This window comes from Streptomyces sp. NPDC029122, from assembly GCF_055569445.1.
On sequence record NZ_JBVHWK010000001.1, the window covers coordinates 454174 to 469630 of the forward strand.

Consider the following 15457-nt stretch of genomic DNA (forward strand, 5'->3'; position numbering starts at 1 on the left):
GCGCCCGGCACGGCCCTAACCTGTGCGGTGATGGACAGCGTGCGTGCATTCAGCGAAGAACTGGATTCGTTCGCGGCGGACTTGCGTCGGCTGCGGCTCGACCGGGGCAATCGGTCGTACCGCGAGCTCGCCGCGCGTGCGGCGAAATCACGGACCGGGATCCGGCTTCCGGTGTCCACGCAGAGCGACGCGTTCCGCGGGGACCGCCTTCCGAAACTGGACAGCCTGATGGGCCTGGTCCGGATCCTGCACTCCTACGACGAGTTCGGCCAGGAGCGGCCCGCCGTGCCGCCCCACAACTCCCCCGAGTTGGAACCCTGGCGCCGACGCTGGCGCGACCTGGCCGCCCTGGGGCCGGTCCGGCGCTCCCGGGTGCACGAGCCCGTCGCGAAGGAGCACGCGCCCGTCCCCGTCAGCAGGCCCGCCTTCACCCTGGCCCACGTGCTCGCCCTGCGGGCGAACAACAACTGGTGCGCGGCCTTCTCCCCCGACGGCCGGATCCTCGCCGTGTCCGGGCAGGACGACACCGAGGCAGTGGTTCAACTGTGGGATCCCGTAAGGGGTGTTCCCGTGGGCGAGCTCCTGGACAGGCCCCTTGCCTTTTCGCTGGCGTTCTCCCCCAGCGGCCACCTCTTGGCCGTCGGAGAATGCGAGGGGGCGGTGACCCTGTGGGAAACCGCGACCCTCAAGCGGGCCGGGCCGCCCTTGCTCGGCCACCACGGCTCCGTCGACGTGGTCGTCTTCGCCGCGGACGGCCGGACATTGGTCACGGCCGACGACGAGATCGTCCACCGGTGGGACACGGCGACGGGAGAGCCCGTCGGATCACCTCTGATCGGCGAGATCGAGGCGGCGTTCTGCCGCCCCGACGGCAGTGTCCTGGCCGCGCTCAGGACCACGCGGACACTGCGCCTGTGGGACCTCGCGACGGGTGGGAGCGTCGGCAGAGCCCTCATCGAGGACATCGACGGACCTGTCGAGGCCGCGTTCTCCCCCGACGGCGCCCTGCTGGCCACGACCTGCGGCGGAGAGACCCTGCTGTGGGACACCGCGACCGGCGGCCTCGCGTGCGGCCTGCCCGAAGCGGCCGGCAGCGGGGCCACCATGGCCTTCTCCCGGGACGGCCGCCTGCTGGCCACCCTGAGCGACCACGGCACCGTACGACTGTGGGAACCTTCGACCGGAGCCGTGCTGGGCCCGCCCCTGGCGGAGCACAAAGGTCCGTTCGACCGACTGGCCATGTCCCCCGACGGCCGCATGCTCGCTCTCTGCGGCGAGGCCGACAGTCTGGTCGTGTACCACGACGAGCCGCACGCGGCGCCGTCGCCTCCTCCGTCGCTCGCGGCACGAGCCCTCGACACCGCCTTGCGCAAGCATCAGGCCGTGGCCCTGCCTCCCCTGCTGAGCTCGAAGGGAGCCGCTCTGCGCAGGCTCGCCTTCTCCCCGGACGGCAGCCGTCTTCTGGTCCGCGCCGACAACGGCCGGGTCCTCACCTGGGACCCGGTGTCAGGCCTCATGCTGTCCGAGAGCCTGCCCGCGCCGGCCGGCATGCTCCCGTGGGGGCTGAACTTCCCCGCCGATGGCGGGCCGGCCGAGCTGTGGACCCCCGGCGGGCCGCCCCGCCGCCCCGTGTCCCTGGTGCAGCACCTCGCGTTCTGCGGCGCCACCCGTCAGATGGCCGTGATCGGTGCTGAGGGGCGGGTGTCCGTGCAGAGCACGGCTGACGGCCGCAGGACCGGATACGTTCCGGACGGCGTTTGGGACGCCTTCGCCCTCGCCGCCGCTCCGGACGGGACCCTGGTGGCCGCCGCCATGGGCGAGCGGGTGGTGCTGTGGGACGCCTCCGCCCCGGAAGAGCCGTGCCTGGAGCTGGCGGCCCACTTGAGCACCGTCGGCGCCATGGCCTTCGCCCCGGACGGGCAGCTCCTGGCGACCGGCGACGCCGATGGACGCATCCTGCTGTGGGACGTACGCGCCCCCGCCGCCCCCCTCCACCCTCTCTCCGGGCACACCGGCCCCGTGTACGACCTGGCGTTCTCCCCGCAGGGGAACCGGCTCGCCAGTGCCGGCTCGGACGGCACCGTGCGGCTCTGGGACACCGCCACGGGCGGGGCCGCCACCGGCTTGCCGCTGACCGGCCACACCGGCTCCGTCCGGGGTGTCGCCTTCTCCCCCGACGCGAGCCTGCTGGCCTCCGCCGGGGACGACGGCACCCTCCGCCGCTGGTTCCTGCCGGCCCCGCACGCAGCGACGGCCCGGCCCCGGTGATCCCGGGCCGGCCGTCGGCGGGTGGGTCAGGCGGTCGCCGTCAGGGTCGCCGAGCGGCGGGGGATGGCGAAGGCGTCCAGTTCGGCGCGGGTCAGGCCGGTGAGGGCGGTGACCTCCTCGGGGCCGACCGCGCCGCAGTCGAGGCCGCGGACCAAGTAGCCGGCCAGGGCCTTGGCGGTGGCGGGCTCGTCCATGACGTCGCCCTCGATCTTGGCGACGTACGCCTTCAGGCGCGCGGCCGCTGCCTCCAGGCCCTCGCGGTAGAAGGTGAAGACGGCCGCGTAGCGGGTCGGCAGGTGCGCCGGGTGCATGTCCCAGCCCTGGTAGTAGGCGCGGGCCAGGGCGCGGCGGGTGAGGCCGTAGTGCAGCTTCCAGCCCTCGTGGACCTTCGCCGTCGTGCCGATGGGCAGCACGTTCGTCGAGCCGTCGGAGACGCGTACGCCGGTCCCGGCGGCGGCGACCTGCATGATCGCCTTCGCGTGGTCGGCGGCGGGGTGGTCGCTGGCCTGGTACGCGGCGGAGACGCCGACGCAGGCGCTGTAGTCGAACGTGCCGTAGTGCAGGCCGGTGGCGCGGCCCTTGGAGGCCTCGATCATGCGGGCCACGGTGGCGGTGCCGTCGGAGGCCAGGATGGACTGGCTGGTCTCGATCTGGATCTCGAAGCCGATGCGGCCCGTGCGCAGGCCCCGGGTGGACTCGAAGGCCTCCAGCAGCCCGACGAAGGCGCTGACCTGCTCGGCGTAGGTGACCTTGGGCAGGGTGAGGACGAGGCCGTCGGGCAGGCCGCCGTGCTCCAGCAGGCCGGAGAGGAAGATGTCCGTGGTGCGGATGCCCCGGTCGCGGACGTTGGCCTCCATGCACTTCATGCGGATGCCCATGTACGGGGCGTTCGTGCCGTTGGAGAAGGCCTCCGAGACGAGGCGGGCAGCGCGGGCCGCGGCCTGGTCCTCCTCCTCGTCGGAGCGGACGCCGAAGCCGTCCTCGAAGTCGACGCGGAGGTCCTCGACGGGCTCGGTGGCGAGCTTGGCGCGGACGCGGTCGTAGACGGGTACGGCCAGCTCGTCGGAGATGCCGAGTACCTTGGCGAAGGTGGCGGCGTCCGGGGCGTGCTCGTCGAGGGCCGCGAGGGCCTGGTCGCCCCAGGAGCGGATGGTGTCGGCGGCGAAGACGTCACCGGGGACGTAGACGGTGTGGATGGGCTGGCGGGTGCCGGGGTCGCCCGGGTAGTGACGCGCGAGTTCCGCGTCCACCGGCGCCAGGGAGGCGCTGATGCCCTCGCTGACCGCGCCTGCGAGGCTCGTCGCCACCTTCTCCTGCTGACCCATCGTGCACTCTCCTCTTTTCCGCTTCACGGAAGCTTAGATCCGCATAGCAGAATTTAGCCACGGGGTTCCGCTCCGTCAATGGTCCCTCCGCCGCGTGGGACAAACGACTCGGGGCCGTGCGGTGACAATCACCACACGGCCCCGGAGGCCAAGAGACGCGCAGGTCAGGACCGGCGCGGGGGTCAGCCCTTGCGCGCCTTGATCTCGCCCGTCAGCTGCGGGACGACCTCGAAGAGGTCGCCGACCACGCCGTAGTCGACCAGGTCGAAGATCGGGGCCTCGGCGTCCTTGTTGATGGCCACGATGGTCTTCGAGGTCTGCATGCCGGCCCGGTGCTGGATCGCGCCCGAGATGCCGGAGGCGATGTACAGCTGCGGGGAGACCGACTTGCCGGTCTGGCCGACCTGGTTGGAGTGCGGGTACCAGCCGGCGTCGACGGCGGCACGGGAGGCGCCGACGGCGGCACCGAGGGAGTCCGCGAGCTCCTCGATGATCGCGAAGTTCTCGGCGCCGTTGACGCCGCGGCCGCCGGAGACCACGATCGCGGCCTCGGTCAGCTCCGGGCGGCCGGTCGACTCGCGCGGGGTGCGGGAGACGACCTTGGTGCCGGTGGCCAGGGCGCCGAAGGTGACGGCGAGCGCCTCGACGGCGCCGGCGGCCGGGGCCGCCTCGACCGGGGCCGAGTTCGGCTTCACGGTGATGACCGGGGTGCCCTTGGACACGCGGGACTTGGTGGTGAACGACGCGGCGAAGGCGGCCTGCGTCGCGACCGGACCCTCGTCACCGGCCTCCAGGTCGATGGCGTCGGTGATGATGCCGGAGCCGATGCGCACGGCGAGGCGCGCGGCGATCTCCTTGCCCTCGGCGGAGGACGGGACGAGCACGGCGGCCGGGGAAACGGCCTTGTACGCGGCCTCCAGCGCGTCCACCTTCGGGACGACGAGGTACTCGGTGAACTCGGGGGCGTCGGCGGTGAGGACCTTGACGGCACCGTGCTCGGCGAGCACCGCGGCGGTGGCCTCGGCACCGGCGCCCAGGGCGACGGCGACGGGCTCGCCGACGCGGCGGGCCAGCGTCAGCAGCTCGAGGGTGGGCTTGCGGACGGCACCGTCCACGTGGTCGACGTAGACGAGAACTTCAGCCATGGGACTGTCTCTCCTGCTGTTGCGAAGTGTCTGGGGGCTTGAGAGGGGTGGCCGAAGCTCTTAGATGAACTTCTGGCCGGCCAGGAACTCGGCCAGCTGCTTGCCGCCCTCGCCCTCGTCCTTGACGATCGTTCCGGCGGTGCGGGCCGGACGCTGGGCCGCGGAGTCGACCGCGGTGTAGGCGCCCTCGAGGCCGACCTCTTCGGCCTCCAGGTCCAGGTCGGACAGGTCCCAGGACTCCACCGGCTTCTTCTTGGCGGCCATGATGCCCTTGAAGGACGGGTAGCGGGCCTCGCCCGACTGGTCCGTCACCGACACGACCGCCGGGAGGGAGGCCTCCAGCTGCTCGCTCGCGGAGTCGCCGTCGCGGCGGCCCGTGACGGTGCCGTCCTCGACCTTGACCTCGGAGAGCAGGGTGACCTGCGGGACGCCCAGGCGCTCGGCCAGGATCGCCGGGAGGACGCCCATGGTGCCGTCGGTCGAGGCCATGCCCGTGATGACCAGGTCGTAACCGGCCTTCTCGATCGCCTTCGCGAGGACCAGCGAGGTACCGATGACGTCGGTGCCGTGCAGGTCGTCGTCCTCGACGTGGATGGCCTTGTCGGCGCCCATCGACAGCGCCTTGCGCAGCGCGTCCTTGGCGTCCTCGGGGCCCACCGTCAGAACGGTGATCTCGGCGTCGTCCGCCTCGTCGGCGATCTGCAGCGCCTGCTCGACGGCGTACTCGTCGAGCTCCGACAGCAGACCGTCGACGTCGTCGCGGTCGACGGTCAGGTCATCGGCGAAGTGCCGGTCACCGGTGGCGTCGGGCACGTACTTCACACAGACAACGATCCTCAGGCTCACGCCGGCTCTCCTACCGCATCGTCTTTTTCTGATACCGCCTTGTGCAGGCAGCATAGGCGCCTTGTCGGGCGGATCCCGGTCGGGGCGGCCCGCGCTCCGAAGGGAATGTTACTCGTCAGTACACAGTGGGTCTTCCCCGGTTGCAAGGCCGCTGAACTGTGATCTGTCCAACGCCGCCCGAACCCGCCCCAGCAGGGACGATTCAGTCCCGCAACGCGTTGAAGCGCCCTTGGTGGTACAGCAGGGGGCGCCCCTCCCCCGCCGGGTCCCCCGCCACCACCTCCGCGATGACCACCCGGTGCTCCCCCGCGGGCACCCGCGCGGCCACCTTGCACACCGTCCACGCCAGCACCCCGCCGAGCAGCGGCACTCCGTGCGGGCCCGGGGCCCACTCGGTGCCGGGCCCGAAGCGGTCGGCGCCGCTGCGCGCGAAGAGGCCGGCCAGCTCCCGCTGGTGTTCGCCGAGTATGTGGACGCCGAGGTACGCGCTGTCGCGTACGGCGGGCCAGCTGGAGGCGCCGGTGCCGATGGTGAACGAGAGCAGCGGCGGGTCCGCGGAGACCGAGTTGAGCGAGGTCGCCGTGAAACCGGCGGGCCGGCCCCCGCTCTCCGCGGTGATCACCGCGACGCCCGCCGCGTGCCGCCTGAAGACCGAGCGGAGCAGCTCGGGAGAGCCGGGCAGGGGGTCGCCCGCCGCCTGTCCGCCCTCGGCGGAACGACCGGCGTCGAAGGAGCCGAGGGATGCGGGAGGGGCCGTCGGGGCCGTCATGGGAATGCTTCCTTCTGCCGCGGGGGGCGCGGGCGCGTGAGAGGGGATCGGGGCCGGGGGGCCTGGACCGGGGCCTTCAGCGATCCCGACAGCGCGCGCTCGCATGGCGGACGAGGTCCACGTGGAGCCGCCCGTAAAGCAGGAGTTCATACCGCATGCCGCCAGCCTGGCGATCTCACGCGTACACAGTCAAGCCGCAGCGGGCAGATGTCAGGCGCGTCACGCTGCGTGCGGGCGCGCGTACCGGCGCCCCGGTCACACCGCGGCCCCCAGGGCGGCGATCACGTCCGCCTTGCGCGGCATCCCCGCCGCGCGCCGGACGATGCGCCCGGCGGCGTCCAGGACGAGGACGGTGGGGGTCTTCTCGATGCCGAGGGCGCGCACGAGTCCGAGGTTTCGCTCGGCGTCTATTTCGATGTGCGCGACGCCGTCCACCATTTCGGCGACTTCGGCGAGGATCCTGCGGGTGGCCCGGCAGGGCTGGCAGAAGGCGCTGGAGAACTGGACCAGGCTGGCCCGCTCCCCCGGTGCCCTGCCCAGCTCGGCGGCGCCGAGGGGGCCGTGACCGCCAGACCGCCGCGCTTCGTCTCCGTGCACCCGCACACCCGCTCCCGTCCGCTCCGTCCCGCATGTACGTACCCTGGTGCGAGCATCCGTCCGGCGCGCGGCATTCCCCGCGTGACGAGAATCTCGCCCGGCGCGGTCGTCTGGGCTGGCCAGCGGGCCGCGTTTGGGGCACGATCCCCATGGCCGCGTACCTACGCTGCCGTAACTTCCGGCCGGGAGCACCTCCCCAGGCAGAAAGCGGGGTCTCCCCAGCATGGCTGAGCTCGTATACCCCCCGGTGATCGGTGCCGCGCACACCCTCTTCCGTGCGCTCGACATCCGGATCGACATGAAGGGCACCGAGAACATCCCGCGCAAGGGCGGGGCGGTCCTGGTGTCGAACCACATCGGCTACCTCGACTTCATCTTCGCCGGCCTGACCGCGCGGCCGCAGAAGCGGCTGGTCCGCTTCATGGCCAAGGAGTCGGTGTTCCGGCACAAGGTCTCGGGCCCGCTGATGCGCGCGATGAAGCACATCCCGGTGGACCGCGAGCAGGGTGAGACCGCGTACCAGCACGCGCTGGACTCGCTGCGCTCGGGCGAGATCATCGGCGTGTTCCCGGAGGCGACGATCTCCCAGTCGTTCACCCTCAAGAGCTTCAAGTCGGGTGCGGCGCGCATGGCCCAGGAGGCGGGCGTCCCGCTGATCCCGGTGGCCCTGTGGGGCACGCAGCGGCTGTGGACCAAGGGCCGCCCCAAGAACCTCAAGCGCAGCCACATCCCGGTCACGATGCGCGTCGGCGAGCCCATCGAGGCCCCGGCGGACCAGTACGCGGGCGCCATCACCCGCCGCCTGCGCGAGCGCGTGCAGGAGCTGCTGGACGCGGCGCAGAGCGCCTACCCGGGCAAGCCGCAGGGCTCCGAGGACTCGTGGTGGCTCCCGGCCCACCTCGGCGGCACCGCCCCGACGGCCGCGCAGGTCAAGGAGCGCGAAGCGAACTGACCCCGTCCCGGGGCCCACGCCCTTTCCGGCCGTCCCGCGTCCGGCCGCGTAACGTCCTGTCCGTTTGACAACGTCACCCGGCGCGGAGGGGGTTCGCTGATGGGCGGGTTCGGGCGGTACCTGGCGGCGGCACTGGCCGCGCGCTTCGCGTCCGAGGGTATGGGCATGGCGGTGGTGCTGCTGGCGCTGGAGCGCACCGGCAGTGCCGCGCACGGGGCGTTCGTGCTGACCGCCTGGCTGGCGCCGCACGTGCTGGCCGCGCCGCCGGCGGGAACCGCCGCGGCCCGGACCCGGCGGCCGCGGCTGTTCTACGCGGGCGCGCTGGCGGGGTTCACGCTCGCGGTGGCGGCGCTGGCGGTGCTGCTGGGTCGGGCTCCGGTGCCGGTGGTGCTCGTGGTGGCGGTGCTCGGCGGGGCCTGTGGGCCGGTGGTGACCGGCGGGCTCTCCAGCCTGGTCGCGGGACTGCTGCCGGCGGGCCCCGCGCGGGACCGCGCGTACGGCTGGGACGCCTCCACCTACAACGCGGCGGCGGTGACGGCCCCGGCGGCGGTCAGCGTGGTCGGGGCGCTGACCTCGGCCGGGCCGGCGATGGCGGTGCTGGCGGTTTCGGGGGCGCTGGCGGCGGTTCTCGCCGCCTCCCTTCCGTACGAGGACCCGGGCGCGGCCGCCTCTCCGGGCGGGCCCCGTGCCGGGGCGGGGGCGGGGCTGGCGGCCCTGTGGCGGGTCCGGGAGCTGAGGGCGATCACCTCGGCGACGACCCTGGCCTTCGTCGGCATCGGGGGGCTGACCACCGGCGCGGTGCTGCTGGCGGCCGGGCTCGGCAGTCCGGGCGCCGGCGGGGTGCTGATGACGGCGTTCGCGGTGGGCGCTCTGGCCGGCTCCCTGACCCTGGGCCGGATGACCGGTGTGCCGCCGGGCCGGCTGGCCCGCCGGGGCCTGGCGGGGACCGGGGCCGCCCTGGCGGTGGCCGCGTTCACGCCGTCCGTGGCGGTGACGGCGGTGGCGTTCGCGGTGGCCGGCTTCTGCGACGGGCCGCTGCTGACGGCCACGCTGCGGATCCGCTCGGAGCACGCCCCCGCGGCGGTGCGGCCGCAGGTGTTCACCCTGGGGGCGGGGCTGAAGATGACGGCGGCTTCGGCGGGCGCCGCCCTGGTGGGGCTGGCCGCCGCCGCGCCGCCGTGGACGCTGCTGCTCGGGATCGCCGTACTGCAGCTGGTGGCTGCCGCGCTGCACGCGCTGGTGGCGGGCCGGGGACCCGTACCCGGCGCGGGGGTCACAGAGCCGTCGGCAGGTTCCGCCACAGCTGCGCCAGGTCGGCGGACTCCTGGAGGGCCTTGAGCGTCGCGGGGTGCGGGGCGGCGTACAGCTCGGGGTGGTCGATCTCGCCGAGCTCGGGCCGGACGGGGAAGGCGAGCCGCTCCCGGTCGAGGCTGAAGCGGGCGTCGACGCCGGGCTTGTTGCCGCGCGGGTCGACGCGGGCCCAGGTCTCGGAGCCGGGCAGTCTGACGGCGACGAGTCCGTGGACGACGGGGCTGGATCCGTCCTCCTCCCCGAGGAGCTGGTAGCACAGGGCGGCCGGGATGCCCCGGGCGCGCAGCAGGGCGGCGAGGGCGTGGGCCTTGGCATAGCAGATGCCGTTGCGGGTGGCCAGTACGTCGGAGGCCCGCCAGGAGACGCGGGTGTCCCCGGAGTCCGCCGAGTGCGGGATGGTGTCCCGGACGAACTCGAAGGCCACCTTGGCGTATGGATATGCGTCGCCGGTGGCGGTCCAGAGGGCGTCGGCGGTCTCCTGTACCAGGGGGTGCCAGTGGTCTATGGCCTCGTCGGAGGCCAAATAGGCGTGGATGTCTGGGTTCTGCTGAATCAGCTGCATGGGCGGGAGCATAGGCATGCCCCTGACCGTAGATCAATAGATTTACAGCCAGGGGCATATCTATTCATTTCTCCGCGCCGGTCACTCGCGCGCGGCGGAGCGGCCCCTAGCGGGCCAGCTCCTCCTTGAGGGCCTGGAGGAAGCCGTCCACGTCCTCTTCCCGGGTGTCGTAGCCGCACATCCAGCGGACGTGGCCGGCGGCCTCGTCCCAGAAGTAGAAGCGGTACCGCTGCTGGAGCCGGCGCGACACCTCGTGCGGCAGCTTCGCGAAGACGGCGTTGGCCTGGACCGGGTAGAGGATCTCCACGCCGTCGGTCTCGCGGACGCCCGCCGCGAGCCGCTGCGCCATCGCGTTGGCCTGGCGGGCGTTGCGCAGCCACAGGTCCTTCGCGAGCAGGGCCTCCAGCTGCACCGAGACGAAGCGCATCTTGGAGGCGAGCTGCATCGACATCTTGCGGATGTGCTTCATCTGCCGGACGGCGTCCGGGTTCACCACGACCACGGCCTCGCCGAACATCATGCCGTTCTTGGTGCCGCCGTACGAGAGCACGTCGACGCCCACCGTGTTGGTGAAGGTGCGCATCGGCACGTCGAGCGAGGCCGCGGCGTTGGCTATCCGGGCACCGTCGAGGTGCACCTTCATGCCGAGGCCGTGGGCGTGCTCGCAGATGGCCCTGATCTCGTCCGGGGTGTAGACCGTGCCGAGCTCGGTGTTCTGGGTGATCGAGACGACCTGGGGCATCGCCCGGTGCTCGTCGTCGAAGCCCCAGGCCTCCCGGTCGATCAGCTCGGGGGTGAGCTTGCCGTCCGGGGTGTCCACGGCGAGCAGCTTGATGCCCGCCATCCGCTCCGGGGCGCCGCCCTCGTCCACGTTGATGTGGGCGGTCTTGGCGCAGATCACGGCGCCCCAGCGGTCCGTCATCGCCTGGAGGGCGGTGACGTTCGCACCGGTGCCGTTGAAGACCGGGAAGGCCTCCGCGTACGGCCCGAAGTGGCTGCGGATGACCTTCTGGAGGTGCTCGGTGTACTCGTCCTCGCCGTAGGCGACCTGGTGGCCGCCGTTGGCGAGTGCGATGGCCTCCAGGATCTCCGGGTGCACCCCCGCGTAGTTGTCGCTCGCGAAACCGCGGACCGCCGGATCGTGGTGGCGGCGGGCATCGGTCTTCACGGTTGGGGAGTGAGCCACAGACGCTGTCCGTTCACTTCGGGGGCGGGCCGCTCCCACACGCCGGCGATGGCCTCGGCCAGCTCCTTGACGTCGGTGAAGCCCGCGAACTTCGCATTCGGACGCTCGGCGCGCATCGCGTCGTGCACCAGTGCCTTGATCACCAGGATCGCAGCGGCGGCCTGCGGCCCCTCCTCGCCCCCCGCCTTGCGGAAGGAGTCCGCCATGGCCAGGGTCCAGGCCTCGGCGGCCGCCTTGCCGGCGTTGTACGCGGCGTTGTTGGCGACCGGCTTGTGCGCACCGGACTGGCTGATCAGCACGTAGCGTCCGCGGTCGCTGCGCAGCAGCGCGTCGTGGAAGGCGAGCGAGGTGTGCTGGACGGTGCGGATGAGGAGCTTCTCCAGGAAGTCCCAGTCGGCGAGGTCCACATCGGTGAAGGTCTTGCTGCCGCGCCAGCCGCCCACGAGGTGGACGACGCCGTCGACACGGCCGAACTCCTTCTCGGTGCGTTCGGCCCAGGCCTTGGTGGCCTCCAGGTCGAGCAGGTCGACGGTGTCGCCGGTGACGGTGGCGCCGCCGTGGGCGTAGCGGGCCGCGTCCACGGCCTCCGCCAGACGTCCCGCGTCCGCGTCCGAGGCCACGACGGTGGCCCCCGCCTCGGCGAGGCGCATCAGCGCGGCGCGGCCGGCGGGGCCGCCGGCCCCCGCCACCGCCACGACCGCTCCGTGGAGCTTCCCGTTGCCGTTCATCCCTGCAGCCTCCTGTGCGCGGTCGCTCATGCGGCGGCCCGCTCGGTGTCGTCCGCGTTCGCCGGGGTGATGCCCTTGGTCGCGGCGATGACACCCTTGAGCTTCTTGGCGAGGGCCTCGTAGAACATGCTGAGGGGAAACTCGTCCGGAAGCACGTCGTCGACGAGCTTGCGCGGGGGCTGCGTCAGGTCCAGGGCGTCGGGGCCCTTGGCCCACTTGGAGCCGGGGTGCGGGGCCAGGTAGGTGGAGACGAGCTCGTACGCCTTGAACCAGTGGACCAGCTTCGGGCGGTCGATGCCCGCGCGGTAGAGGTCCTCGATCTCGGCGCACAGCTGGTTGGTGACCTGCGGGGCGCGCATCCAGTCGATCTTCAGCTTGTTGTCCGTCCAGCGCACGACGTCGTGCTTGTGGAGGTACGCGAAGAGCAGCTGGCCGCCGAGACCGTCGTAGTTGCGGTTGCGGTCACCGGAGACGGGGAAGCGGAACATCCGGTCGAAGAGGACGGCGTACTGCACGTCACGGCCGTGCTCGTTGCCCTCGGACTCCAGCTTCACGGCCTCCTTGAAGGCGGTGAGGTCGCAGCGCAGCTCCTCCAGGCCGTACATCCAGAACGGCTGGCGCTGCTTGATCATGAAGGGGTCGAACGGCAGGTCGCCGTGGCTGTGGGTGCGGTCGTGGACCATGTCCCACAGGACGAAGGCCTTCTCGCAGCGCTCCTGGTCCTCGACCATGCGGGCGATGTCCTCGGGCAGTTCGATGCCGAGGATGTCGACGGCCGCCGCGGTGACCTTGCGGTAGCGGGCCGCCTCGCGGTCGCAGAAGATGCCGCCCCAGGTGAAGCGCTCGGGGGCCTCGCGGACGGCGATGGTCTCGGGGAAGAGCACCGCCGAGTTGGTGTCGTAGCCCGGGGTGAAGTCCTCGAAGGTGATGCCGAGGAAGAGCGGGTTGTCGTACCGGGTGCGCTCGAGCTCGGAGAGCCAGTCGGGCCACACCATCTTCAGGACGACGGCCTCGAGGTTGCGGTCCGGGTTGCCGTTCTGCGTGTACATCGGGAAGACCACGAGGTGCTGGAGCCCGTCGGCGCGCTGGGAGGCCGGGTGGAAGGCCAGCAGGGAGTCGAGGAAGTCCGGGACGCCGAAGCCCTCGGCGGCCCACTTGCGCAGGTCGGCGACGAGCGCGGTGTGGTAGGCGGTGGCGTGCGGCAGCAGCGGCGACAGCTCCTCCACCGCACCGACGACCCGCTCCACGGCGGCCTCGACGTCGATGCGGGCGGGGGCGCCCTCGGCGTCGAAGTCGATCGATCCGTCCTTGGCCTGCCAGGGGCGGATCTCCTCCACGGCGGCCTTGAGCGCGGGCCATGCAGGGTGGTCTACCACCCGCGCGCCAGCGGTTATCACGGCACCGCCGGAGCCCGGCACAAGAGTTTCCGTCATGTCACTTCCTCCACAGGAGAACCTCGCGTTAAGACAGCGTATGCATGTGAGGCTCTTCCGCTCAAGAGGCAACTCGGGAAATTATCCTGTGCTACCCCCAACTCCACCGGAAGTCTTCCGGTAACGCACGGTGGAATCCACCAGTCCGCCTAGTAGTTGGAGTATCGGACCGGCCTCCGGCGGCGCCAGGAAAAATATGAGGAATCGGGGGCGCCGGGGGTTCCGGCGGACGCCGGCCGCGCGCCGGGCGGGGCCGGACGGCGGTCCCGGCCCCTCCGCCCGTCCGGCCCCTCCGCCCGTCCGGCGGCCCGGCCCGCCGCTCAGGCCCGGACCGTGGCGCGCTCCGCACGGAAGTGCGGGATGACCTTCTCCCCCCACTGCCGCAGCGTCTCCAGACAGGCCTCCTGCGGCACCGTGCCCATCTGGACCAGGCACATCACCTCGTCCGCGCCCGCCGCGCGCAGCCGCTCGACGTACGCGATGGCCTCGTCCGCGCTCCCGTAGGCATGGTCGGCGTTGAAGGTGGCCGTCGAGGCCGGCCTCACCGGGATGTCCTGCTCGTGCAGCCGGGCCACCACCTGCTCGGCGGCCCGGCGCATCTCCGCCCCCTCGTCAGCGCCCGCCACCACCGCCTCGTCCGGGACGCCCGCACCGCCGTACCAGTGCCCGATGGACTGCGCGAAGAACCGCTGCCCCCGGACGCCGATCCGGCGGGCCTCCTCGGGATCGTCGAGCACGATCGTGGGGCAGAGCACCGAGAAGTGGTCGTTGACGGCCGTGGACACGAAACGGCTGCCGTCGCGGCCCGCCACGGCGGCGTCGTACACCGCCCGCATCCCCGCGATGGACTCCGGACCGGCGAAACCCATCACCAGGGCCCCGATGCCCAGCTCGGCGGCCTGCACCAGGGTCTCGCCCCGGCTGCACGCCAGGAAGAGCGGCGGATGGGGGCGCTGCGCCGGGCGCGGGAGGATCGGGTGCGGGCCGATGTCCAGCAGCTCGCCGTGGTGCTCGAGCTCCTCCTCCCGCCAGGCCTTCCCGATGATCCGCAGCGCCTCCTCCACCTCGGCGGCGGTGCGGTCCCGGTCCACCCCGCAGAGCGAGGTCTCCTGCTCCGTGCCCCCGCGCCCGGCACCCAGGTCGAGCCGCCCGCCGGACAGCAGGTCGAGCATCGCGGCCCGTTCGGCCACGCGTACCGGATGGTTGAAGTTGAAGGGCATGCACACGACACCATGGCCGATGCGTATGGTGTTCGTCCTGGCCGCGACGAAACTCAGGAAGACCTCCGGCGCGCTCATGTGGGCGTACCACTTCAGCGAGTGGTGCTCGACGGCCCAGATCCGGTCGAATCCCATGCGTTCGGCGAGGACCGCCTGCTCGACGCAGTCACGGATGACCTGGTGTTCCCGTTCCACGGTGGGATCGGCCAGCTGAGCCTCGAAGATCACGGAGAATTTCACGATGCCTCCAGGAATGCGTCCCGTGCCCGGTCTTACTTCGATTAGAAATATGACTAGTAGTCAGACATCGAAGAAGCAAGACCTCCCGCCGACCGCCTGGGCGGTACTCGGTCTGCTGTCGTTCCCCGGCGAACGCACGGGCTACGAGCTGAAGAAGTGGGCGGACTCCTCCCTGCGCTTCTTCTACTGGTCGCCCGCCATCAGCCAGATCTACGCCGAACTGCGCCGCCTGGAGGACCTGGGGTACGCGGCCTCCGAGCGCTCGGGGCCCGAGGAGGCCCGCGCCAAGCGGCGCTACACCATCACGGCGGCGGGCCGCGAGGCCCTCTCCGGCTGGGCCTCCGACACAGCGGACGCCGGACCTCCGGTCCTCAAGCACGGACTGCTGCTGCGCATCTGGCTGGGGCACCTGGCCGATCCCGAGCGGCTGCGCGCGATGGTCGAGGACCACGTCGAGCGGACCCGGGGCGAGCTGGCCGCCGTGCGCGAGGCGATGGAGCACGCGGCGGACGTACCGGAATGGGCCTTCCCGGTCCTCGCGCTGCGCTGGAGCGAGCGGCAGCACCTGGCCGAGCTGGACCTGGCCGGCGCCCTGCTCACCGACCTGCGCGAGGCCGGGGCCCGGGCCGTCGGGCCCGGCCGGGGAGCCCCCGCGGGTGGCGCGCGGGCGCCGCGGACGGCCGCCCGTCAAGCCGACGGGGACGCGCCCACGCAGGGGTGACGCGGCACGGCGCCCCCGGCCCGCCGTGCGGCGCACGCCCCTGGCGGGAAGCGGCCGGAGGGCTTCCGCTGGACCCCGCACGACCGGTCCCATCCCGACCGGGGCGCACTAGCATGCGTCCTCACCGCGCGCGGCCGGTCGGGACACCGCGACC

The 15457-nt window shown here is 72.3% G+C and carries 14 protein-coding genes; 4 read left to right on the plus strand and 10 right to left on the minus strand.

Annotated elements, in window-relative coordinates:
* The first annotated feature begins 171 nt into the window (after positions 1-171).
* Complete coding sequence (locus tag ACZ4WZ_RS01980; protein ID WP_467884038.1) at positions 172-2268, plus strand: WD40 repeat domain-containing protein; 2097 nt, start codon at positions 172-174, stop codon at positions 2266-2268.
* Positions 2269-2294: 26 nt separating this feature from the next.
* Here ACZ4WZ_RS01980 and ACZ4WZ_RS01985 read toward each other — a convergent pair whose 3' ends face one another.
* The 5 genes from ACZ4WZ_RS01985 to ACZ4WZ_RS02005 form a co-directional block, all read right to left on the minus strand.
* The gene (locus ACZ4WZ_RS01985) at positions 2295-3593 is read right to left on the minus strand and encodes a DUF6986 family protein (protein WP_467884039.1); all 1299 of its coding nucleotides are present in this window, start codon (positions 3591-3593) and stop codon (positions 2295-2297) included.
* A gap of 182 nt (positions 3594-3775) precedes the next feature.
* On the minus strand, positions 3776-4738 hold the full coding sequence (locus ACZ4WZ_RS01990) for an electron transfer flavoprotein subunit alpha/FixB family protein (protein ID WP_467884041.1): 963 nt from the start codon (positions 4736-4738) through the stop codon (positions 3776-3778).
* A 60-nt stretch (positions 4739-4798) separates the two neighbouring features.
* Positions 4799-5584 (minus strand): electron transfer flavoprotein subunit beta/FixA family protein, encoded by a 786-nt coding sequence (locus tag ACZ4WZ_RS01995; RefSeq protein WP_467884043.1) that lies wholly within the window; start codon positions 5582-5584, stop codon positions 4799-4801.
* 202 nt (positions 5585-5786) lie between these two features.
* On the minus strand, positions 5787-6353 hold the full coding sequence (locus tag ACZ4WZ_RS02000) for a flavin reductase family protein (RefSeq protein ID WP_467884045.1): 567 nt from the start codon (positions 6351-6353) through the stop codon (positions 5787-5789).
* 255 nt (positions 6354-6608) lie between these two features.
* On the minus strand, positions 6609-6950 hold the full coding sequence (locus ACZ4WZ_RS02005) for a thioredoxin family protein (RefSeq protein WP_467884047.1): 342 nt from the start codon (positions 6948-6950) through the stop codon (positions 6609-6611).
* Between the two features lie 223 nt (positions 6951-7173).
* Here ACZ4WZ_RS02005 and ACZ4WZ_RS02010 point away from each other — a divergent pair, with 223 nt between their 5' ends.
* On the plus strand, positions 7174-7902 hold the full coding sequence (locus tag ACZ4WZ_RS02010) for a lysophospholipid acyltransferase family protein (protein WP_467884049.1): 729 nt from the start codon (positions 7174-7176) through the stop codon (positions 7900-7902).
* Between the two features lie 99 nt (positions 7903-8001).
* Complete coding sequence (locus tag ACZ4WZ_RS02015) at positions 8002-9240, plus strand: MFS transporter (protein ID WP_467884050.1); 1239 nt, start codon at positions 8002-8004, stop codon at positions 9238-9240.
* On the opposite strand, the gene ACZ4WZ_RS02020 is transcribed toward ACZ4WZ_RS02015, so the two are convergent.
* The 5 genes from ACZ4WZ_RS02020 to ACZ4WZ_RS02040 all read right to left on the minus strand — a co-directional run bounded on the left by ACZ4WZ_RS02020 (position 9176) and on the right by ACZ4WZ_RS02040 (position 14582).
* On the minus strand, positions 9176-9775 hold the full coding sequence (locus tag ACZ4WZ_RS02020; protein WP_467884052.1) for a transglutaminase domain-containing protein: 600 nt from the start codon (positions 9773-9775) through the stop codon (positions 9176-9178). The genes ACZ4WZ_RS02015 and ACZ4WZ_RS02020 overlap by 65 nt on opposite strands.
* A 106-nt stretch (positions 9776-9881) precedes the next feature.
* A complete protein-coding gene (locus ACZ4WZ_RS02025; protein WP_467884053.1) occupies positions 9882-10943 on the minus strand; it encodes a threonine aldolase family protein in 1062 nt (353 codons plus the stop codon).
* Complete coding sequence (locus ACZ4WZ_RS02030; RefSeq protein ID WP_467884054.1) at positions 10940-11719, minus strand: SDR family NAD(P)-dependent oxidoreductase; 780 nt, start codon at positions 11717-11719, stop codon at positions 10940-10942. Before ACZ4WZ_RS02030 ends, ACZ4WZ_RS02025 begins: the two co-directional genes overlap by 4 nt.
* A complete protein-coding gene (locus ACZ4WZ_RS02035) occupies positions 11716-13122 on the minus strand; it encodes a DUF6421 family protein (RefSeq protein WP_467884056.1) in 1407 nt (468 codons plus the stop codon). Before ACZ4WZ_RS02035 ends, ACZ4WZ_RS02030 begins: the two co-directional genes overlap by 4 nt.
* A 320-nt stretch (positions 13123-13442) precedes the next feature.
* Complete coding sequence (locus tag ACZ4WZ_RS02040; RefSeq protein WP_467884057.1) at positions 13443-14582, minus strand: LLM class flavin-dependent oxidoreductase; 1140 nt, start codon at positions 14580-14582, stop codon at positions 13443-13445.
* Between the two features lie 49 nt (positions 14583-14631).
* Here ACZ4WZ_RS02040 and ACZ4WZ_RS02045 point away from each other — a divergent pair, with 49 nt between their 5' ends.
* Positions 14632-15303, plus strand: a complete 672-nt coding sequence (locus ACZ4WZ_RS02045) for a helix-turn-helix transcriptional regulator (protein WP_467884059.1) — start codon at positions 14632-14634, stop codon at positions 15301-15303.
* The last annotated feature ends 154 nt before the right edge of the window (positions 15304-15457 follow it).

Excerpts from the sequence above, each read along its gene's own strand:
- ACZ4WZ_RS01985 (WP_467884039.1), bottom strand. The coding sequence starts at position 3,593 with ATGGGTCAGCAGGAGAAGGTGGCGACGAGCCTCGCAGGCGCGGTCAGC.
- ACZ4WZ_RS01990 (WP_467884041.1), bottom strand. The coding sequence starts at position 4,738 with ATGGCTGAAGTTCTCGTCTACGTCGACCACGTGGACGGTGCCGTCCGC.
- ACZ4WZ_RS02000 (WP_467884045.1), bottom strand. The coding sequence starts at position 6,353 with ATGACGGCCCCGACGGCCCCTCCCGCATCCCTCGGCTCCTTCGACGCC.
- ACZ4WZ_RS02010 (WP_467884049.1), top strand. The coding sequence starts at position 7,174 with ATGGCTGAGCTCGTATACCCCCCGGTGATCGGTGCCGCGCACACCCTC.
- ACZ4WZ_RS02015 (WP_467884050.1), top strand. The coding sequence starts at position 8,002 with ATGGGCGGGTTCGGGCGGTACCTGGCGGCGGCACTGGCCGCGCGCTTC.
- ACZ4WZ_RS02020 (WP_467884052.1), bottom strand. The coding sequence starts at position 9,775 with ATGCAGCTGATTCAGCAGAACCCAGACATCCACGCCTATTTGGCCTCC.
- ACZ4WZ_RS02030 (WP_467884054.1), bottom strand. The coding sequence starts at position 11,719 with ATGAGCGACCGCGCACAGGAGGCTGCAGGGATGAACGGCAACGGGAAG.
- ACZ4WZ_RS02035 (WP_467884056.1), bottom strand. The coding sequence starts at position 13,122 with ATGACGGAAACTCTTGTGCCGGGCTCCGGCGGTGCCGTGATAACCGCT.
- ACZ4WZ_RS02045 (WP_467884059.1), top strand. The coding sequence starts at position 14,632 with ATGACTAGTAGTCAGACATCGAAGAAGCAAGACCTCCCGCCGACCGCC.